The following is a 21,809-nucleotide window of genomic DNA, read 5'->3' as shown; positions in this document are numbered from 1 at the left end:
TATAAGGGAATAAGGGAGGCAAAAGTCTCCCTTTCTATTCACTTTTTATAATGCACAATACAAAAAAATTTACCCTCGATTGATAAAAAATATTCTAAGAGTCAATCTAGACGTAGAAAAAATCGTTTACTTATATACAAATATATAAAGCTTGTTGGCAAATCATTTTAAGCTTTTCCTATTAATCTCAACAAGCTTTTATATTACATATTTTATTCGCTATTATTAGTAAATTATGAGGAGATATTATGAAATTTCAAAAAAACATCAATGCTGTAGATGGACACACTGCGGGTGAAGCAGTTAGAACAGTAGTAAGTGGATTTCCTAAAGTTCCTGGTAAAACATTACCTGAGAAAAAACAATGGTTAGAAGATAACATGGACTGGGTAAGAACAGGTATCATGCTTGAACCAAGAGGACACAATGACATGTTTGGTTCACTATTAGTAGACCCTGTAGATCCAGAAGCTGACTATGGAATTATTTTTATGGACGGTGGTGGCTACCTAAACATGTGCGGTCACGGTACAATTGGTGCTATGACTATAGCTGTTGAAACAGGCATAGTTGAAGCAGTAGAACCAGTTACCCACATAGTTCAAGAAGCTCCAGCTGGTATTATCCGTGGAGATGTAATTGTAGAAGATGGCGTTGCTAAAAAAGTTTCATTTAAAAACGTGCCATCATTCCTTTACAAACAAGACCAAGAAGTAGAACTACCAGGCCATGGTAAAATTAAATTTGATATTGCCTTTGGTGGATCATTCTTTGCAATTGTAAAAGTTGACCAAGTAGGTCTTGAAATTGTTCCGGAAAATGCAGCAAAACTAAGAGATCTTGGTATCGAACTTAGAGATATCATTAATAAAGAAATAGAAATCCAACACCCTGAACTAGATCATATCAAAACTGTAGATTTAGTTGAATGGTGGTCAGAAACAGACAATCCTGATGCAACACTTAAAAACTGTGTAGTATTTGGTCAAGGTCAAGTAGATAGATCTCCATGTGGTACAGGTACATCAGCAAAACTTGCAACTTTATACGCTAAAGGCGAACTAGAAATAGGAGAAAAATTCTACTACGAATCAATCCTTGGAACAATCTTTGAAGGAGAAATAGTAGAAGAAGCAAAAGTTGGAGAATATGATGCTATAGTTCCACAAATTACAGGTACAGCTTATATCACAGGTTTCAATAACTTTATCTTTGATGAAGAAGACCCACTAAACCACGGATTTATCCTATCATAATTGGAGTTGTAGATGATTTTAACAGTATTAAAGAGTTTATTTTACATCGCCTTTGTAGGATTTGCAGGCCTTTTAGGTGTGGATGTAGCCAGACATAAAGAAGATTTAAAAACTACTTCTGGCAAAGAAAAAGCTAAGTTATCAGGTATAGGGTTTATAACAAACTTTGGTGATACTTTAGGTATTGGTTCTTTTGGTCCAATAGTAGCTTTATTTAATGCACTAAAAGTAAATATTAACGACAGAATTATACCAGGTACTCTAAATGTATCTTGTACTCTGCCAGTGTTATTTGAAGCTATTTTATTTACATCTGCAGTAGATATGGATCCATTAACACTTGCCCTTATGATTGCAGCAGCTGTAATAGGTTCTTACCTTGGAGCTGGTGTCATTTCTAGAATGGATGAGAGAAAAATCCAAAAAGTAATGGGGATAGCTTTATTTATAGCAGCTACTATAATGCTTATTACACATCCATACTTTGGTTTATTTGAAATGAAAAATAATGCCATAGGGTTTACAGGATGGAAACTGATAGTAGCTGTTATTGGTAACTTTATCCTAGGTGCTCTAATGAGTGCTGGTGTTGGTCTTTACGCACCATGTATGGCTATGGTTTCACTTTTAGGTATGAATATTAAATTAGCATTCCCAATCATGATGGGTTCATGTGCTCTACTAATGCCTACAGGATCAGTTAAGTTTATCAAAGAAGGTGCTTATGACAGAACAGCAGGAGTACTAATAAATTTATTTGGTTTACTTGGTGTAGTTGCTGCTTATTGGGGAGTAAAAAATGCAAATATCGATATCTTAAAATTCGTTATTATCGCAGTTATTTACTATACAGCTTTCACAATGATTAAGAAAAGTAAAGCTCCAAGAATAGCTGAAACAACAACTACAACTGAAACTAATGATAGAGTAGAAGATACAAAAGAAGTTTACGAATCAAAATAAAATATTTTTTTAGGCAAGGCTTTGGCCTTGTCTTTTTTTGTGAAAACTAATTAATATTAATTTACCTACTGTCTTAAGTTTAGAGAATATTTAACCATTATTTGGTAAAGAATCATCTTATAAAAAAAGTTTTTAAAAAAGATTGACAAAGTTGTTTTAAAATGATAATGTGGACATATAATATATCGTTTACATAGCACCTTTAACTATAACTTTTTTATTAAATTTATTGGTGTATTTTTTATGTAAATCTTTTTTTATCCAGTACATTATTATGGCTGCAAATTTATATTTATAAGGAGTTATTATGAGATTTCATCAAAAAAATAGTGCCGACTATAGTTTTGCTGCCAATAAGAGAGTAAGACGCGTAGGCAATGGCATTGCAAAAGTACCGGTAATAGTTACCTTAAAATAGAATATTTATAATATTATTTTTTAATTATTTACAAACCTTTTCATAATGAAATTATAAAATAAATTTTAAGGAGACAAACAAATGATAATTAATATATTAAAAGGCTTATATTATGCTTATTTTGCTGTTTATACAGGATTTTTAGGTAGAGACCTTGCAAAAAATAAAGAAGATTTAAAAAGGGTTTCAAGAAATGATAAGGCTAAGGAATCTTTTATAGGATTTTTGGCAAACTTTGGAGATACCATTGGTATAGGATCTTTTGGAAATATCGTTGCCTTATTTGGGGCTATGAAAGTAAAAATCCATGACAGACTTATCCCAGGTACCTTAAATGCTTCTTGTTCTTTACCAACGCTTTTAGAAGCGATTTTATTTACATCAGCTATCCCAGTTGATCCACTTACCTTAGTTACAATGATCGCATCAGCTACCATAGGTTCATACATTGGTGCAGGTATAATTGCAAAAATGGATGAGAAAAAAGTTCAATTTGTAATGGGGGTTGCTTTATTTATAGCAGCAACAGTTATGCTTATTACCCACCCATACCTAGGCTTATTTGAAATGGAAAATACAGCTATAGGTCTTTCTGGATGGAAATTAATAGTTGCAATAATTGGTAACTTTATCCTAGGTGTTTTAATGTGTGCAGGTGTTGGTTTATATGCTCCATGCATGGCTATGGTTTCCATTTTAGGTATGAATATCAAATCAGCTTTCCCAATTATGATGGGCTCTTGTGCAATCCTAATGCCAACAGCAGGTATTAGATTTATCAAAGAAGAAGCTTATGATAGATCAGCAGCTTTATATATAAACTTATTTGGTCTATTAGGTGTTCTTGGAGCATATCTAGGTGTAAAAAATGCAAACATAGATGCTCTTAAAATCTTAATCATACTTGTAATCTACTACACAGCTATCAATATGATTAGAAAAAGCAAAAGTCCAAGAGAAGAAGACTCATTTATAATCGACCCAGAAATTACTGAAGAAGTATATAATAGAAACTAGTATATAATAAAAAGGCGGATATTATCCGCCTTTTTTTATGCTAAACCACCTAAGCAAAAAATTGACAATATTTTAATAAAAAGTTTAATGAATACAGAGCTAAATTGAGTTTTTTCAATGAGTACACTTAGCTTTTTTAAACTAAATTAAAAATAAATTTAAGAAAAATAAGCAATAAGCTAGTACACTATTTTTCTTTGTGAGAATAAATTTTATTGGAGGAAGAATGTGGATTATGTAGGAATAGACATAGGGTCTACTGCTGCAAAAATAACTCTTATAAAAGATGAGGACATCACACATTTTGTAATGCCAACTGGCTGGTCTAGTAAAGAAACTGCTAGTCTAATAAAACAAAGACTGGAAGATGACTACAACGTTTACCCAGATAATGACAGTTGCCGTACAGTTGCCACAGGTTATGGACGTATATCCGTAGCCTATGCTGATTTTGAAATTACAGAAATAACCTGCCATGCTAGAGGCGGACGCGAACTTTCAGGAGCAAAAACTACTACAATCATAGATGTAGGGGGCCAAGATACCAAGGTAATTAGCCTTGAAAATGGTTTTGTTGCTGATTTTTTAATGAATGATAAATGCTCAGCCGGTACAGGCAGATTTATAGAAATCATGGCAGATAAACTAAATCTGACCCTAGCAGAACTTTTTGATATTGCAAAAAAAGGAGATCCTATAGAAATAAGTGCCATGTGCACAGTTTTTGCAGAATCAGAAGTCATAAACTACATAGGGGAAGGCAGAAAGAAAGAAGATATAGCAGCAGGAGTAATAGATTCTGTTGCAAAAAAGGTAAGCCAGCTTGCAGGACGTGCCAAAATAAAAGATGAGGTAATACTTACAGGTGGCCTATCAAATGTCCCATATTTTGCAAAAGTTTTAAGTGAAAAATTAAATACACCAGTCCATACTACAGAAAATGGAAAGTTCGCCGGATCCTACGGTGCAGCCTTACTTGCAAAGGAGAAGAAAAAAAGATGACAGATATAGTAAAAGATTTACCAGAAGTTTTTGAAGAATTTGCAGATCAGAGAAAAAATGCATTTTTAGAAGTAAAAGAATTAAAGGATAAGGGCATTCCTTTAGTAGGAGCCTATTGTACATATTTTCCAGAAGAAGTAGCATGGGCTGCAGGAGCAAGTACCGTTGGTCTTTGTGCTACCAGCGATGAAACAATCCCAGAAGCAGAAAAAGATTTGCCGGCCAACCTATGCCCACTTATAAAATCATCCTATGGCTTTGCAAAAACGGATAAGTGCCCATTTTTCTATTTTTCTGATGTAGTAGTTGGTGAAACAACCTGTGATGGTAAAAAGAAAATGTATGAGCTGATGAATGATATAAAGCCAATGTATATCATGCACCTACCTCAAACCCAAAATGATAAGGCTTTGCGCTACTGGAAAGATGAGATTATAGATTTTAGAGCGTATTTAGAAGATAAACTTGATACAAAAATAACTGATCAAGCCTTGGTAGAATGGTCAAAGGTGGGTAATGATATAAGGGATGCTCAAAAAAATCTGGCAGATACTATGGAATTAGATCCTGCACCAATGAGTGGCCTAGACTTCTTCCATGTAACCTATGGGTCTCAATTTAAAATGGATAAGACAAAAGTAGCTGATGAAATCAACGCTATTGCCAAAAAAATCCGTGATGAATATGACCCAAGCAAACTAGAGAAAAAACCAAGAATTATAGTAACAGGTTGTCCTATGGGAGGGGCTACAGAAAAAGTTATCAAAGCTATCGAAGATAATGGAGCAGTTGTAGTAAGTTTTGAAAACTGCTCAGGTGAAAAAAACTTTGATAATAATATTAATCTAGAAACAGATGATATAAACGAAGCTATAGCTCGTAGATACCTAGATATTGGTTGTTCTGTTATGACTCCAGATACCAACCGCTATGATTTATTGGGTAGATTAATCGATAAATACGATGCAGATGGAGTTATAGAAATGGACTTAGTTGCCTGCCACCCATATATAGTTGAACGTGAAAAAATAAAAAGATTTGTTACTAAAGAAAAAGGTATCCCATATATGTTTGTAGAAACTGACTTTTCAAAAGCGGATATAGGCCAGTTAAATACAAGAATGGCTGCCTTTGTAGAAATGTTATAAATATATAAGTAAAGGAGATAAATGAATAAAATAGAAATTTGCGGTGGTTGCAATGCCAAAATAGCAGCAGGAAACCTCGATTCTTTATTAAAAGATATCAATCCATATAGACGAGATGATGTTCTTGTAGGTTTTGATGGCAAAGATGATGCTGCTGTTATAAATATAGATAATAAAACTGCCATAATTCAAACCCTAGACTTTTTCCCAGCCATGGTAGAAGACCCATATCTATTTGGGCAAATTGCTGCGGCAAACTCTCTAAGTGATATATACGCCATGGGTGGAGAAGTAGTAAGTGCTCTAAATATTGCAATGTTCCCACTAGAGGAAGATTTTGATATTTTAAGAGAAATTCTTCGTGGGGGTAATGATAAAGTAAGTGAAGCAGAAGCTTCTTTAGTTGGTGGCCACTCCATCCATGATAATCTAACCAAATACGGTTTGTCAGTAACTGGAAAAGTAGAAATCGATAAAATTTGGGAAAATAATACACCACAAGATAAAGATGTTATCCTACTTACAAAAAAACTTGGTACAGGCCTTATCACAGGCTCATATGGCCAAGGCATGGTAAGTGATGAGGACTTTAAGGTCTGCACAGACCAGATGAAATTATTAAATAAATATGCAAGGGACATTTTTGTAAACTACGACATCCACGCAGCAACTGATGTTACAGGTTTTGGACTTTTAGGCCACCTATCAGAAATGGCTGGAGAAGACTTTTCTATCATAGTAGATAGCGGCAAAGTACCAGTCCTAGAGCCAGCTCTAGACTTAGCTAATGAATTTTTATTTACCACTGGTGGCCAAAATAATAGAAACTACCTAAAAAATGTAGTTGAGTTTTACAAAGATGACTTTGCTATGAGCGAAGTGTTATTTGACCCACAAACAAGTGGTGGACTATTAGTTGCAGTAGACAGAGAAACTGCAGATCAAATTATAGAAGAGTTTAAAAAGCAAAATATGGATATATATGAAATAGGGGAAGTAAAAGCAAAAAGATCTTACCCAATCATTGTAAAATAAAAAGGAGAAATTATGATACAAGTAGACGTACTAGGCAAAGCATGCCCAATCCCAGTTATTGAAACAAAAAAAGCCCTAAGAGAAAACCCAGACGAAAAAACTTTCGAAATCTTAGTAGATAACGAAGTAGCTACAGAAAACTTAGCGAAAATGGCTCATGAGCTAAAAATTGACTACACGGTAGGAAAGCTAGCAGATAGAAAATACGAGGTAAGCCTAGAAAAAACTGAAGCATCAAGAGATCACAGAGAAATTGAAGACTACTCAGTAAATAGTGCAACAAGCAACAACTACGTTGTAATTGTAAACTCAGATAAAATCGGTGATGGAGACGAAGACTTTTCTAAACAACTTCTAGAAGGTTTTATCTACTCAGTAACAGAACAAGACCACCTACCAGTAGAAATTATTTTCTTTAATAGGGGAGTGTATTTAACAACAGAAAACGAAAAAACAATAGAAGACTTAAAAAATCTTGAAAGTCGAGGAGTTAGAGTATATTCATGTGGCCTATGCTTAGACCACTATGGCAAAAAAGATGAGCTAAAAGTTGGTGAAATTACCAATATGTACAAAATCGTAGAAGCAATGAGATCAAACCATGCCATCTACCCTTGCTAAGGAAGTAGAGTATATCTTATTTTCATTTGAAAATACATCATCAGCCATGGCTGCTCTTGATAAAACAGAGCATTTGGCAGGGGCAAGACTTATCCCACTTCCCACCGAAATCGGTGCTGGATGTGGGTTTTGCTTGCGTATAGACAAAAATGAATTAGAAAATGCTTTAAATATCCTAAATAAATCAGATTATGATAAAGTATACACCCTCTACCATGAGGGAAAAAAGAGAGTGATAGAAGAATATGTACTTTGATAACTCAGCCACAACCCTACATAAACCAGCTGCATTAAAAGAAAAATATATAGAACTTTTAGAAAGTGAATCCTACGGCAACCCATCAAGGTCAGGCCATGCCCTTTCTCAAAATTCTATGATGGGTATTTTTAGAACAAAGATGGACTTAGCGAAAATATTTCATATAAAAGATCCAAATGATATAGCCCTTACAGAAAATGCTAGTTTTGGTCTAAATATGGTAATCAAATCTCTGGTAAAAGAAGATGATCATGTAATAACCACTACAACAGAACATAATTCTGTCCTAAGACCCCTTTACCAATCAGGGGCTGACTTGTCATTTTTAGATTTTGATGAAAATTTTGATGTAGATTTTGATAAAATTCCAGAGCTTATAAAAGAAAATACGAAATTTATAGTAACCAATCATGCTTCAAACTTACTAGCAAATTTAAATGACTTAGATAAGATATATTACTATGCTAAAAAATATAATTTGATTATGATAATTGATATGGCACAAACAGCAGGTTGCGTTGATGTAGATTTATCCAAATATCCTAATAGTATATTTGTCTTTACCGGTCATAAGTCTCTATACGGGCCGTCAGGAACTGGTGGAATAATAAAAGTAGGAGATTTTGATTTTTCAAATGTATTTGCTGGAGGCTCTGGAGTAAACTCTTTTGATAAGTGCCATCCAAAAGATTTCCCTGCTATATTTGAAGTAGGGACCAGTAATTTCTTATCCCAAATAGCCATGGATGCTAGTTTAAATTTTCTTTTAGATATTGGTATAGGCAATATAAACGAAAAAATAAAAAAAATAACTAAGAGATTTTATAATGGGATAAAGGATGTAGAGGGTATTAAATTTTATTCCAAAAAACCAGAAGGGGAGTATACGGGTATAGTTTCCTTTAATTTATCAGATATGGATAGTGCGGAGCTTTCTTTGATACTGGATGAAGATTACAATATCCAAACTAGACCCGGAGCCCACTGCGCACCCCTTATTCATAAGCACTTTGAAACAGAAAATCAAGGCATAGTGAGATTTTCTTTTTCTTATTTTAATACTGATGAAGAAGTAGATGCTGCCATTGATGCAGTAAGAGAGATAGCGGCAGATTATAATAGTAAGTAAAAGAGACTTAGGAAATCCTAGGTCTTTTTTTAATGCAATCTTGTAGAAATCTTGTCAAGGAGGCTAAGCGTGTTATAATATTAATAGGTAAACGTTTAGATTAAGATTATCACTAATTTATATAGGAGGCAAAAATGGGATTTGGTCCTAGTACAAAAATGACAACCATGCACCACTATAGGTGCCCAATAGTAAATGTAGTTTCATCCTATGATGGCTTAGAATTTGTAGGAGTAATTGCAAAGGGAGTTTCTGATAAACAAGCAGATAAGGAAAGAACATCAGTAGAAACAGGAAAAATGGCCAAAGAATTGGGTCTAGATGCCGCAATTGTAGCCCTTGATGGTTGGGGCAACCACCATATTGATTTTACAACTGTAATAGGTGAGCTAGAAAAAAATGGAGTTGCCACAGCAGGTTTATCTTTTATAGGCCAACAAGCAACCTTTGTAGCAACTAATGAATATGTAGACCTAGTTATTGATTACAATAAAACAGAATCTGGCTTTGAAACTCAAATTTTAGGAGAAAACTCCCTAGCAGAAATAGATGCTATGAGAGCTATGGTAGAGCTTAGCAAAAAAATGGCCAAACGTGGCAAAAAATGGGATAAGACAAAAGATCCAAAAGAGAAAAAGGAAGGAAAACTAACAAAAGATTACATAGATATCAAAGAAGTAAAATTTGGTGAAGCAAATAAAATAGACGGGCGCACATTAATTATCGATGAAAATATAGCTAAAAATGCCCTAGCAGGCCAAGATAGAATTGTTGATATGTGTGTAGAAGTTATAAAACCAGGTGATTATGACAGACAAGCCAATACCAACCTAGATATCATGCCAATAGCAGCAAAAAAATCGGGTAAACTTGGCGAAGGAGAAACAGTCGAGCTAAGGGGTGTAGTAGCAATGATTACAGGGGTAGAAGAGGCCTACGACCTGCAACCAGCAAACATGGGATCATGCGAGGGCACCTTAGAAGAAAAAGTGAGCTTTGATAGAGCGGGGACTCCATCAGTAGATGATTACATTTTCCATATTGACTTTACCTTCAAAGAAGGCGAAGGAAGAACAGCAGATGGAATAATCACAGCCCACAAAATTGCCGATGAAATAATAGGTAAGATAAGAAAAGTATTAAAATCCTACGATGGCAAATACGATGAAACAAAAGATTTTTACAATATAAAAAGACCAGGCAAATACAAAATAGGGATAGTAAAAATAGTTTCAGGTGTAGGATGCATGTACGATACATTTACCAAGCCAGATGAGCCAGCAGGAATAATCGGCGGGGACAATATAAGACTTGGAAAAAATAGCCCAGTATTCTTAACCCCAAATGAAGCTCGTGATGGAGGTATACATTCACTTTATTAAAGTGAAACGAAATATTTATTATTAGATAACTTTGTAGTCTTAAAATAATATTATTATATATTATTATCCTTCGCCTAGGGGGATAGGGACGAGGGGTTGCGGAGACCCCTACGTCCCTTTCCCCCTGGACCCCCTAAACCCTTTTTACCCTCTCCGCCACTGCGTGGGGCAATGATTAGTAGAAGTTCGCTCCGCGAATTCTTTTCTAAAAGTAGAAGCATTTGCTTTAAGCAAATGCTTTTTTTATATATTAACTCATTTAAGACCGTGAATAACTATAATACACTACCATTGCAATTAAAATCTCGGTATTAAGCGAAGCTTAACATTAATAAATTGTGTAAGCAATATACTGCAAGTTTACAAATAGATATCGCGAAGCGATTCTTTCCTTAAAATTACGCACCCCGCGTAGGGGTCGTTAGGGTGAGTTTGCATGGGGGTATGGGGGGTGCTTTGGAGGGCGAATCGAAACGCCCTTAAAGCCAACCCCCATTAAACGAAGAAATATTTTATATACTAAAATTAACTAAATGGTAATCAAAGTTTGTTAAACACATGCCTTTAAAAAAGATTTCTCCATTCCGCTAGCGCTCCAGTCGAAATGACAATGGGGAATCCTAAGTGTTATTAAGATATTAATCTTAAAAGTATAATGATTTTACAAAAAATTATATAAGACCAATACCTTGAATCAGAGCGCATCACCTCCTAAACGAATTATTACTTTAATAAAGTTGCGTAAGCAACATACATTTTTTTAAAAAAGAATTCGCTAGCGAACTTCTTCTGCTCATTGCCCCACGCAGTGGCGGAGGGGGTGAAATGGGTCGGGGGTCCGGGGAAGGGCCAGAGGGGTCTCCGCAACCCCTACGGCCCTGCTCCCCGGAAACGAAGTATTATAGTAAAAATAATAATTAAATTAATTGCCAAAGTTAATAAAAGATTTTGTAAACTTTTAAAAAAGCCTCCCATCACTTTGTTACAAATTTAGTAAAATATTGTATAATAATCATAGATGGAGGCAGTATGGAAAATTTATACAAAAAATTACCTCAAATGAATGAGATTTTAAATAGATATGATGAAAATCCTGTGGTTGTAAAAGATATTGCAAATGAAGTTTTGGATGCTTATCGTAATAAAATTGCAGCTAAGGAAGATTTTGAAACTGCAGATATCTATGCTGATATAGATAGCAAAATAAATTCCTTTAGCCCTTATTCTTTATATAATGTAATAAATGCAACTGGAGTTATCCTACACACCAACCTAGGCCGTGCGGTTTTATCAGAAAAATCCCTTGAGAGGATTGAAAAAATTGGAGCTTCTTATTCAAACTTAGAATATGATGTAAAAAAGGGAGTGCGTGGCTCACGCTATACCCACCTAGTTGATATAGTAAAAAAACTAACTGGAGCTGAGGATGCTCTTATTGTAAATAACAATGCTGCAGCAGTTTTTCTAGTTTTAAATACCTTTTGCCAAGGCAAAAATGCCCTTATTTCCCGTGGAGAATTAGTGGAAATCGGTGGGTCTTTCCGTATTTCAGAAATAATGAAAAGATCTGGAGCCAATGTAGTTGAAGTAGGGGCAACAAATAGGACTCACCTATACGATTATGAAAATGAAATCGATGATGAAAACTTATCTGCAATTGTAAAAGTACATAAATCAAACTTTCAAATGGTAGGTTACAATGAATCTGTAGATACCAAAGATTTAAAGGAATTAATTGGTAATCGTGATATCCTTCTTTACGAAGACCTAGGAAGCGGATCTCTAATAGACCTTACTCCTTATGGATACTCCTACGAAAAAACGGTAGGCGATTGTCTAAATGATGGTATCGACCTAGTAAGTTTTTCTTGCGATAAGCTAATCGGCGGTTCCCAAGCAGGAATTATAGTTGGTAAAAAAGACTACATAGCAAAAATGAAGAAAAATCAACTTCTAAGAGCCTTTAGGGTAGACAAACTAACCCTAGCATCTGTGGAGGCCACCTTAATCGAGTACCTAGACTTTGAGCAAATGAAAACAGACAACCCTACTATCAGAATGATTACAGAAGAAGCTAGTGTAATCAAAAAAAGATGCCAAAAACTTTTAAGAAAAGTTCAAAATATAAATGGCATAGAAGCAGAAATGGTAGAAAGTGAAGGAAAGATAGGCGGCGGATCTTATCCACTAGATATAAAGGAAACTTATTCGGTAAAAATAAGTGATCCAAGTATCAAAAATCTAGAAGAGCACCTGAGATTATCAGATCATCATATCATAGCAACAGTCCACGATGGCAATCTTTACCTCAATGCTCTAACAATTTTTGAAAGCCAAATTGATGATATTTACGAAGTTTTAAAGGATTATTATGAAAAATAATTATATAATCGGAACAGCAGGCCACATCGACCATGGGAAGACAACCCTGATTAAGGCTCTAACTGGAAATGAAACAGATAATTTAAAAGAAGAAAAAGAACGCGGTATATCTATAAACTTAGGTTTTACCGCCCTTGACCTATCAAATGGAGAAAGGGCCGGCATCATTGATGTGCCAGGCCATGAAAACTTTATAAAAAATATGATGGCAGGCGTTGTTGGTATCGATATTATCCTTTTAGTAATAGCAGCAGATGATGGGGTGATGCCACAAACTATTGAGCATGCCCAAATTCTTCATTATATGGGAGTTGACAATGCCATAATAGTCATCACCAAAAAAAACACAGTTACACCAGAAATGGTTGACTTGGTAAAAGCAGATATTGAGATGTCCTTTACAGATACTATCCTAGAAGACGCTCCAATAGTAGCAGTTGATTCTGTATCTGGAGAAAATATTGACCAGCTAAAAGATCTTATTGAAGAAAAAATAATTTCTACACAAAAAATAGAAGATAGCAAATCAATGAGGATGAATATCGATAGGTCCTTTACTCTCCAAGGCATAGGCACAATTATAACAGGTACCCTTACCGAGGGAGAAATCTACAAAGATCATGAATACATGCTCTACCCATCTCATGAAAAAGTAAAGGTAAGGTCTATCCAAAACCACGATGTGCCAATAGATGTAGCCCACAAGGGTCAAAGAATTGCCCTAAATTTAGCAAATATTTCTTCAAACGAAATTAAGCGTGGGGATATCATTGCCCAAAATGATTCGCTTATAAAGGTCAAAAATGTCCAAACCAAGCTTTCCTTATCCAAATTTGATGATTTTAAAATCGAGCACTGGACTAGAGTAAGATTTTTCCATGGAACAAAAGAAGTCCTAGCAAGGGCTGTTCCACTTAATCAAAAAGAGATAAGCCCCAACCAAACTGCCCTTTGCGAGTTCCGCCTAGAGGAAGAAATCTTTGTAAAAAGAGGCGACAAATTTGTAATCAGGTCCTACTCACCACTAAAAACCATAGGTGGGGGAGAAATCATCGATACAAATAATGAAAATCACACAGTAAATTCAAAAGAATATGTATCTTACCTAAAAAATAAAGAAGAATTTACAGAAATTGATGAGATAATAGACTTTTTAGATACCTTTAAAAATGAAGAAGAAATTTATACCCATATGGGTATCGAAAAATCAGCCTTAGAAGAAGATTTAAGGCAAATGGTAGCCAATAATGATATCCAAATCTTAGGAGAATCATATATAGCCAATCAAAGCCTAGAAAAAATTGCAGGAGAGATTAGCCAAATAGTCAAAAACTACCACAAAGAAAATCCTTTAGATGAGGGTATCTCAAAAGAAGAGCTAAGGCAAAAACTAGAATTAAACTTAGATAGCAAAGACTTTGAAGCTATGCTAAAAAATAAAATTCTAACAAAAAATATTATGCTTCAAAAGGGTTATGTAAAAGATAAAAACTTTGCCATAAGCCTTGCCAATGATCAAAAAAGAATTGATGAACTAATGGGACAAATCAAGGCAAATGAGCCAAAATTATCCAAAGAAAGTGATATATTTGATAAAAAGGACAAAGATTTACTAGCATTTTTACTAAAAGAAGACCTAGTAAGGATAGATGAATTTGTAATTACTAATGAATATTATCAAAAATTAGTTGATTTGGTAAGAGATTATTTTAAAGGTAATGAAAGGTTAGAAGCTAAAGAGTTTAGAGACTTATCAGGACTTAGCAGAAACCAAGCTATAGCATTTTTAGAATATCTGGATAAGAAAAATATAACAAAAAGAGTGGAAGATTATAGAATATTAGTCTAATGGCGAGAGCGTGTAGGAATCGAACCTACCCGAGAAGTACACTTCTCACAACGGTTTTGAAGACCGCAGAGCACACCAGACACTCATCCGCTCCCATATGTGCACCTATTATTATAACATAAGTTGCTAAAAAATCAACAAAATACAGCAGCTACAGTAAAACAATAAGATAATATAGACATAGATATCTATGCAATAAAAAGCCCTCAAAAGCTAAGCTTTAAAGACCTAGCAAATAAGGGGGCTTTTTTTTGTTAGAAAATTTCGGGAAAATAAGAGGATATTTTCTATATATAAGTAGGAGGTGATAAAATGACTAAAATCTTAATCTATAAAGAAGAAAAAGATGATGAAAAAGATACTGAAAATGATAAAGATTGTGAATAAATAAGAAAGGAGGTAGGCAAATAAAGTTGTTGGTAAGAAATTTAATAGATTTTTAAAGGATGTAAGTTTAGTGATTTAATAGCTAAAGTTCAGTAAAATCATAAACCATAAAAAGATTTCTCCACTCCGCTCCCGCTCCAGTCGAAATGACAATGGGGGTGCTTATATTGTATAGAAATTAAATCATACAAATATTTACACTTCGAGTCTTAAATACAGTAAATAAGAAACACAATACCATTCGAAGCAATCCTGTCGATTGTCATTTCGAATGCATAAAAGCCCATTGATTTTGGGCTTTTATGCCGAAAACATAGTGCGATAGCACGGAAGAGCTTCGAAAGAAGCAAGTTTTCGTAGCCGAGAGATCTACCAAAAACTCAAACATCCTCAGCCGGTAGTTATTATCCTAATTACAAAAATTAATAATCAAATAAAAATAAAAATTACCGCTTTGCAATCACATAAAGCTCAAAAAGATTTCTCCACTCCAAAGCCTAAAGGCTTTTCCGGTCGAAATGACAATGGGGAAACTAAAATTCATTTAAAAAATAATCTTTTGTACTTAATAACATAAAATTAAGTAACTAAGACCATCATTTAAATACGAAGAATACCCTCTATTGTCATCTCGAGCATGGCCGAGAGATCTACCCACAAGTCAGGCATTCCCACCCGCCAGCCATTACCTATATAAAATCATTATCAATAAGAAAGCTAATAACTACGGCTAACCGTCACATAAAGCAAGGAAAGATTTCTCTACTCCAGAGTCAAACATCCCCAAACTGCAGCTATTAGCAATAATAAAAACAAAATCCAAAATCAACCCCCTTACCACAACCACTCCAAATCTTATGGATTGCCAAGAGGAAAATTTCCTCCACTCATTTCCGTATTTTAAAACTGCCCAAAAAAACTATGGACATTACTAAACTCATCGGCGATTTAGGCTTTCCTATTGTGGTTAGCCTAATATTAATCTACAAACTCGACTATAAACTAGACGAGATACTCAAAGAAATACGCGAACTTAAAAACCAAAACTAAAGGAGGCTTATGCAGTCAGTTGAAAAAATGCTTGCTTATGCAAAAAGCAAACGCAGAAAAGTGGGCTATTCTATGACCTACCCACAAAGACTAGGGCCAGCTTATCTAGATTGCTCATCTTTTGTCTACTATGCACTGATAGCTGGGGGATTTTTGCCCCAAGCTACAGTCATTGGTAATACAGAAACTCTTTATAAATTAAAGGGCACAGTTTTAGAAGAAATCTATTCCTATGAGCAAATCCAAGCAGGAGATATTTTTATCCGTGGCATAGAAGGAAGGTCAGCTGGAGCCAGCGGCCACACAGGTATTTTCCTAGAAAAGGGAAAGATTATCCATTGTAATGCCGTAAATGGCACGGTAAGTATAAATGGAGAAGAAAATTTTTTAAGATATTTTTTATCTTGCAAAAGAAGCAATTATGAGAGGTATTTTAGGCCTGTTATAAAAAATCAATCTCCTCAAAAACATAAAACAGGAATAGCAAAAGTCCACGCTTCTACCTATGTCAGATCAGCACCAAGTACTCAAGCAGCTATAGTAGCTAGTTACCATAAGGGAGATAAAATAAATTATGATAGCATCGTCATAGCAAATGGCTACCATTGGCTTTCATATATTGGCAACACTAGCGGCCAACGAAGATATGTAGCCTATAAAGATAGCAAAGGCAGGCAATGGATGGATATTTAATCCATCCATTTTTTTGTGTCTTTATACCTATATTTTTTAGAAAGCTTGATAAAAACCCAATTTTCCTAACAAGATATCTATTTAAGTCTAGTAAAAATTTATTAGATATAATAAAATAAAGTTATAAAACATAGGTACAAGGAGTGGAAAAATGACATCTAAAAAAATCCTAGCAGCAGCCCTATCATTTGGTTTATTATTTGCAGGGGCAAGTGACCCTGTCTTTGCCCAAACTAGTGAAATGACTGAAGAGCAGAAAAGCGAATATAATAGTATAAAACAAAAGATTAAAAATCAGCAAGATATAAAAATTATTGAAATAAGTAAGAAAATATCTGTTGCTGAAGAAAATAAAAACGTTGCTGAAAAAACCCGTAATGGTAAGAGAGAAGAAATAAAACAATTAAATGCACAATTAAAAGAAAAGCAAGAAATTGCTAGCGAAGATTTAACAGAAGAAGAAATCTCTAAACTTGACATAGAAATAGAGAATCTAAAAGCAGAATTGACAAAAAAGGAAGAAGAATTAATAAAATTAGAAGAAGAGTATACAAAAAAAGAAGAGGAATACAACTATCTCCACGAAAATTCTACAAGAGAACGTTCTTTAAAAAACGCTTATGATAGAGCTAAGAGCTTTTTGGAATTTGATATAGCTGATACAAGTTATGAGGTAAGAGGATATGCTTTAGAAAATATTATAACTAAAGAAGATAGAGAAAATTTTATTAAAGGACTAAGTGTAGCAAAAACTTATGACGATCTTAATAAGATAAAAGCTAATATTAGCAATTTAATAAATGGGGAAACTCAACTTAAAGAGGAGCCTTCAAACAATCAAGATCCTACAAGTCCACAAGAACAAAATCAAAATTCAAACAACCCAAACCAGCTAGAACTAGCAAAAGAAGAAGCTTTAAAAATTTTAGAAGAAAATAAAGAAATCTCAGAAGAAGAAAAAGAAGAATTTAAGAAACAAATACAACAAGCTGCCGACATAGAACAAGTAGATGAGATTGTAGAAGAAATAAAAAATTTCAAAGCAGCATCTAAACCTTCAGATGAGCAATCTGATGACGAAGACCAATCCCCACAAACCTCATCAGAAGATACCCAAGCAGAGGAAAATGAAGAAAGTAAAGCCCTAAACGAGTCAAAACAATCAGCCAAAGATGAACTAGAGAAAAACGAAAACTTATCTGATGAAGAGAAAAAAGATTTTAAAGAGAAAATCGATAGTACGCAAGATAAGGAAAGCCTAGAAAAAATCATCCAAGATATAAAAAAAGCAGGCGAGGACAAAACATTAAGTGATCCAAGCCCTAAAGAAGAAATTAAAGAAAAGCCAACACCAGAAACTCCTAGTATAGATCCAGATGAAAAACCAAAGGAAAATATTCCAGAAGACCAACCAACACCTAGCACAGATGATGACCTAGATAAGCTACCAGAGACAAAGCCCCTAGACACCCCAAAAGATAAGCAAGAAGATACGCTGCTAGCAAAACCAGAAGAAAAAACCAACCCTATAGAAAAGGTACTAACAAAAACCACTCCAGAAACACCAAAATCAAACCCTAGCTACCTTTATAGAATCCTAGAAAGCACCTACCCAGACTTTGGCACCATTAGGATAGTTGGCCCAACTGGCAAAGATTACATTACCACCATAGAGAATTTAGATGAAAAACCACAAGTAGCCAAAGACACAATAGTAGTAGAAAATACCTACAAATACATCAAAAAAGGCATCTACAAGCTAGCTGACCTAGAAACCACACGCGACAAACTTCAAAAATCAATCGCCCACAACAAGGCAACAGTCAGGGCCATAGAGCTATTAGAGGAGCTTACACCAAAAACTGTAGCAAAAAACCGAGAAAAAATAAATGCCCTATTAAAAGAATCAGAAAGACTACTAAAAGAAGCGAACTACGCCCTAGCAGAATACAACTACGTATTAAGCAAATAAACAAAGATAATTAATTGAAAAATGGGTAAATATCAATAAAATATATAAAAAGAGTATCTAAAAAATATAAGGAGAGAATCAATGAATAAAAAACTATTAACAGCCGTCCTATCAGCAACCCTAGTCCTTGGAGCTGGAGTGCAAAATGCTCACGCAGATGAAGTAACCATACCAACTGCACCAGAAGACACTCAAACAGTAAACGCAACAACAGGTGGAGTAGCCAACACTGGTAATGTAGAAAAAGAAGAAACAGAAGAAAAAATAAAAACAACCAGTACCCTAGATCCAAACCAAGTGGAAGAAAAACCACAAGTAAAAGAAAACCAAGAAGAAACCACCCCAAAAGAAAACGAAAAAGCAAACACAACAGAAAATAACCAACAAGAACCTGCTCAAAGACAAACACCAGCTGAAAATAAAGAAGACAATAAACAACCAGCAGAAATCGGCGAAAAAGAAATTTATCAGGCAGGCAAAGAAACAGCAAAAATCGGTGATAAAAAAGTTTACCAAGCAGGTAAAGAAACAGCACAAAATAACCAAGCTAAACCAGCAAAACAAAATGCCAAAAAAGATGATAAGGCTAAAAAAGCAGATGGTAAAGAAAAAACAGAAATGAAAGCCGAAGTTAAAAAAGATAAGAATGCAGGAGAAAACCCAAAAACAGGAATAGCAACAGCAACAAGCTTAGCAGCAACAGCAGCCCTAGCATCAGCAGGATTTGCTATAACAAAGAAAGAAAATAAATAAGTAGATAATTTAAAAGAGAGGAGCAAATCCTCTCTTTTTTGTTGGGTGAAAAGAAACTATAGTGAAATAAAAACCACAACATCGTACGAAGCAACCCTACCAATCGTCATCTCGACCGTAGCGAAGCGAAGTGGAGAGATCTATCTAAAAGTCAGACACCCCCAACCGGTAGCTATTGCCCAAATTACAAAAATTAATAATCAAATAAAATTAATAACTAAAGGCAAACAATCACATAAAGAGCAGAAAGATTTCTCCATTTCGCTAACGCTCCAGTCGAAATGACAATAGGGGGGCTTATATGCTATGAAAATAAATCTTACAAACACTCACGCTTTGAACCTTAAATACAGTAAATAAGACCCACCACTATAATCCGAAGCAACCCTACCAATTGTCATCTCGAGCGCAGTCGAGAGATCTACATACGAGTCAGACATCCTTAACCGTAGCTGTCAAGTTAATAGAAAAGTTAATAAAATCATAAAGATAACAACTACCGGTGTATAGTCACATAAAGAGCAGAAAGATTTCTCCATTCCGCTGCCGCTCCAGTCGAAATGACAATAGGGAGGCTTATGTGCCATAAAAAATAAATCTTACAGATAGCCCCACTTCGCATAAAACAAAAAGTAAATAAGACCCACCATTATAATCCGAAGCAATCCTATAAATTGTCATCTCGAGCTTAGTCGAGAGATCTACCTAAGAATCAGACATCCCCAGCCGGTAGCTATTATCCTAATTACAAAAATTAATAATCAAATAAAAAATAAAAAACTATCGTTTTACAATCACATAAAGAGCAGAAAGATTTCTCCATTCCGCTGCCGCTCCAGTCGAAATGACAATGGGGGGGGTACTTATATTGCTATAAAAATAAATCTTACAAACACTCACGCTTCGAACCTTAAACACAGTAAATAAGAAACACAATAACATCCGAAGCAACCCAGTCAATTGTCATCTCGAGCTTAGCCGATAGATCTATCTGAAATTCAGACATCCCCAACAGTTAGCTATTACCTACATAAAATCATTACCAATAAAAAGGTCAATAACTACGGCTAACAGTCACATAAAGCAAAAAAAGATTTCTCCATTCCGCTAGCGCTCCAGTCGAAATGACAATGGGGGGGTACTTATATTGCTATAAAAATAAATCTTATAAACACTCACGCTTCGAACCTTAAATACAGTAAATAAGACCCACCACTATAGTCTGAAGCAACCCTACCAATTGTCATCTCGAGCGCAGTCGAGAGATCTATCTAAAAGTCAGACATCCCCAGCCGTAGTTATTATCTTAATTACAAAAATTAATAATCAAATAAAATTAATAACTAAAGGCAAACAATCACATAAAGAGCAGAAAGATTTCTCCATTCCGCCACCGCTCCAGTCGAAATAACAATGGGGTGGTGCTTATATTGCAGTAAAAATAAATCTTAAATTAATAACCAACCAAAAAAACTAGGCCTTAAAGCCTAGTTTTCTCATCCTTTTATTTCTATTTTAAAGTCTATTAACCAAAAAACCCTTCATCATCATCTTTTATCAACCATAGCACTCCAGCCACAGCTGCTACTCCAAGGGCGATTTTTTTAATTGGCAATCCACCTTTTCTATCCCTTGCCTGGTTTTTGTAGTGTTTTTTGATGCTATAAGTATCTGTTTGATATGGGCCTATAAGATAATTTCTACTATCCCTATAATCATTACCATAATAAACACCCGCAAGCTGGTAATCAGCAGGCACATCGATAGCACTTTCTTTATTATAAGTAAGACCAGTATTTTGGGTATCTCCAACTCTTTTATCAGTCACCACACTAGCCCTATCTATAGGTCTATCAATAGTAGTTTCCTTATAAACCACATCCCCGTTATCAGGTTTTATCACGACCTTAGTATCTTCCGGCACCTCACGGTAACTTTCTACCTTGTTATTCGCATTTTCCCTAACTGGGGCAATGTTTTGCTCATCATCTCTAGCAGTTTCAAAAACAGTATTTTCTTCTTTGGTTATAGTCTTTATAGGCACATTTTCATTAGTAGGAGCTTTTTTGCCACTACCAGCTACAAAAACATGTTCATCCCTATTACCCTCACTCACCCTAGGCACAGGATTACTATCGGCAATGTCCTCTACGTCCACACCGCTAGCATCTACGCCACCAAAGCCAAATCCAGTATATAACTCTTGGCCACGGTCTAGGTCCTTTTCCTTAATCTCTTTTAAAGATTTATCCTTCACTTCAGGTATATCATCATATGGGCTATCCAATATATCATCAGCATCCTTGCTCTGCTCAACAGGGCTAGCCCCATTTTGTTTTTTATCCAAATCAGCCATCAAAAATTCCTCCTCACACATTCTCTAGATATAATTATATGAACTTTATACCCAATAAAGACAAAGTGTATGCTAAATTAAACAACTATTGCAATAATTACTCCCAATAAGTCTAATAAATTTTACTAAATAGGGGA

The 21,809-nt window shown here is 34.9% G+C and carries 17 protein-coding genes and 1 tRNA gene; 16 read left to right on the top strand and 2 right to left on the bottom strand.

Features of this window, described 5'->3' with window-relative positions; genetic code table 11:
• The first annotated feature begins 248 nt into the window (after positions 1–248).
• The 12 genes from AB9Q04_RS03625 (at position 249) to selB (ending at position 14,461) form a co-directional block, all read left to right on the top strand.
• Positions 249–1,256: a proline racemase gene (locus AB9Q04_RS03625; RefSeq protein WP_410024017.1), complete on the top strand. Its 1,008-nt coding sequence runs from the start codon at positions 249–251 to the stop codon at positions 1,254–1,256.
• Between the two features lie 12 nt (positions 1,257–1,268).
• Positions 1,269–2,219 (top strand): sulfite exporter TauE/SafE family protein, encoded by a 951-nt coding sequence (locus tag AB9Q04_RS03620; protein ID WP_410024016.1) that lies wholly within the window; start codon positions 1,269–1,271, stop codon positions 2,217–2,219.
• A gap of 499 nt (positions 2,220–2,718) precedes the next feature.
• Positions 2,719–3,654: a sulfite exporter TauE/SafE family protein gene (locus tag AB9Q04_RS03615; protein ID WP_410024015.1), complete on the top strand. Its 936-nt coding sequence runs from the start codon at positions 2,719–2,721 to the stop codon at positions 3,652–3,654.
• 228 nt (positions 3,655–3,882) lie between these two features.
• Entirely contained in the window at positions 3,883–4,656 is a 774-nt protein-coding gene (locus AB9Q04_RS03610; protein ID WP_410024014.1) for an acyl-CoA dehydratase activase, read from the top strand.
• Positions 4,653–5,804 (top strand): double-cubane-cluster-containing anaerobic reductase, encoded by a 1,152-nt coding sequence (locus AB9Q04_RS03605; RefSeq protein ID WP_410024013.1) that lies wholly within the window; start codon positions 4,653–4,655, stop codon positions 5,802–5,804. Before AB9Q04_RS03610 ends, AB9Q04_RS03605 begins: the two co-directional genes overlap by 4 nt.
• Positions 5,805–5,825: 21 nt before the next feature.
• Positions 5,826–6,839: a selenide, water dikinase SelD gene (selD, locus tag AB9Q04_RS03600; protein ID WP_410024012.1), complete on the top strand. Its 1,014-nt coding sequence runs from the start codon at positions 5,826–5,828 to the stop codon at positions 6,837–6,839.
• Between the two features lie 12 nt (positions 6,840–6,851).
• Positions 6,852–7,460: a sulfurtransferase-like selenium metabolism protein YedF gene (gene yedF / locus AB9Q04_RS03595; RefSeq protein WP_410024011.1), complete on the top strand. Its 609-nt coding sequence runs from the start codon at positions 6,852–6,854 to the stop codon at positions 7,458–7,460.
• The gene (locus tag AB9Q04_RS03590; protein ID WP_410024010.1) at positions 7,441–7,716 is read left to right on the top strand and encodes a putative Se/S carrier protein; all 276 of its coding nucleotides are present in this window, start codon (positions 7,441–7,443) and stop codon (positions 7,714–7,716) included. The genes yedF and AB9Q04_RS03590 overlap by 20 nt, the downstream gene beginning before the upstream one ends.
• Positions 7,706–8,848: an aminotransferase class V-fold PLP-dependent enzyme gene (locus AB9Q04_RS03585; protein ID WP_410024009.1), complete on the top strand. Its 1,143-nt coding sequence runs from the start codon at positions 7,706–7,708 to the stop codon at positions 8,846–8,848. Before AB9Q04_RS03590 ends, AB9Q04_RS03585 begins: the two co-directional genes overlap by 11 nt.
• Before the next feature lie 134 nt (positions 8,849–8,982).
• Complete coding sequence (locus tag AB9Q04_RS03580) at positions 8,983–10,230, top strand: glycine/sarcosine/betaine reductase component B subunit (RefSeq protein ID WP_410024008.1); 1,248 nt, start codon at positions 8,983–8,985, stop codon at positions 10,228–10,230.
• Positions 10,231–11,259: 1,029 nt separating this feature from the next.
• Complete coding sequence (gene selA / locus AB9Q04_RS03575; RefSeq protein ID WP_410024007.1) at positions 11,260–12,612, top strand: L-seryl-tRNA(Sec) selenium transferase; 1,353 nt, start codon at positions 11,260–11,262, stop codon at positions 12,610–12,612.
• Positions 12,602–14,461, top strand: a complete 1,860-nt coding sequence (selB, locus tag AB9Q04_RS03570; protein WP_410024006.1) for a selenocysteine-specific translation elongation factor — start codon at positions 12,602–12,604, stop codon at positions 14,459–14,461. Before selA ends, selB begins: the two co-directional genes overlap by 11 nt.
• On the opposite strand, the gene AB9Q04_RS03565 is transcribed toward selB, so the two are convergent.
• Positions 14,462–14,556, bottom strand: a tRNA-Sec gene (locus AB9Q04_RS03565). It lies immediately after the preceding gene.
• 1,213 nt (positions 14,557–15,769) lie between these two features.
• Here AB9Q04_RS03565 and AB9Q04_RS03560 point away from each other — a divergent pair.
• From AB9Q04_RS03560 to AB9Q04_RS03545, 4 genes are all read left to right on the top strand, one after another.
• Positions 15,770–15,898: a YvrJ family protein gene (locus AB9Q04_RS03560; RefSeq protein WP_410024005.1), complete on the top strand. Its 129-nt coding sequence runs from the start codon at positions 15,770–15,772 to the stop codon at positions 15,896–15,898.
• Positions 15,899–15,907: 9 nt separating this feature from the next.
• Entirely contained in the window at positions 15,908–16,591 is a 684-nt protein-coding gene (locus tag AB9Q04_RS03555; RefSeq protein ID WP_410024004.1) for a peptidoglycan amidohydrolase family protein, read from the top strand.
• A gap of 151 nt (positions 16,592–16,742) precedes the next feature.
• The gene (locus AB9Q04_RS03550) at positions 16,743–18,563 is read left to right on the top strand and encodes a hypothetical protein (RefSeq protein WP_410024003.1); all 1,821 of its coding nucleotides are present in this window, start codon (positions 16,743–16,745) and stop codon (positions 18,561–18,563) included.
• An 81-nt stretch (positions 18,564–18,644) separates the two neighbouring features.
• Positions 18,645–19,316, top strand: a complete 672-nt coding sequence (locus AB9Q04_RS03545) for a hypothetical protein (RefSeq protein ID WP_410024002.1) — start codon at positions 18,645–18,647, stop codon at positions 19,314–19,316.
• 1,525 nt (positions 19,317–20,841) lie between these two features.
• Here AB9Q04_RS03545 and AB9Q04_RS03540 read toward each other — a convergent pair.
• Positions 20,842–21,672 (bottom strand): hypothetical protein, encoded by an 831-nt coding sequence (locus AB9Q04_RS03540; RefSeq protein WP_410024001.1) that lies wholly within the window; start codon positions 21,670–21,672, stop codon positions 20,842–20,844.
• Positions 21,673–21,809 lie beyond the last annotated feature (137 nt).

This window comes from Anaerococcus groningensis (assembly GCF_046365465.1).
Taxonomy (GTDB): Bacteria; Bacillota; Clostridia; order Tissierellales; family Peptoniphilaceae; genus Anaerococcus; species Anaerococcus groningensis.
This window is presented reverse-complemented; position numbering and strand designations above follow the sequence as displayed.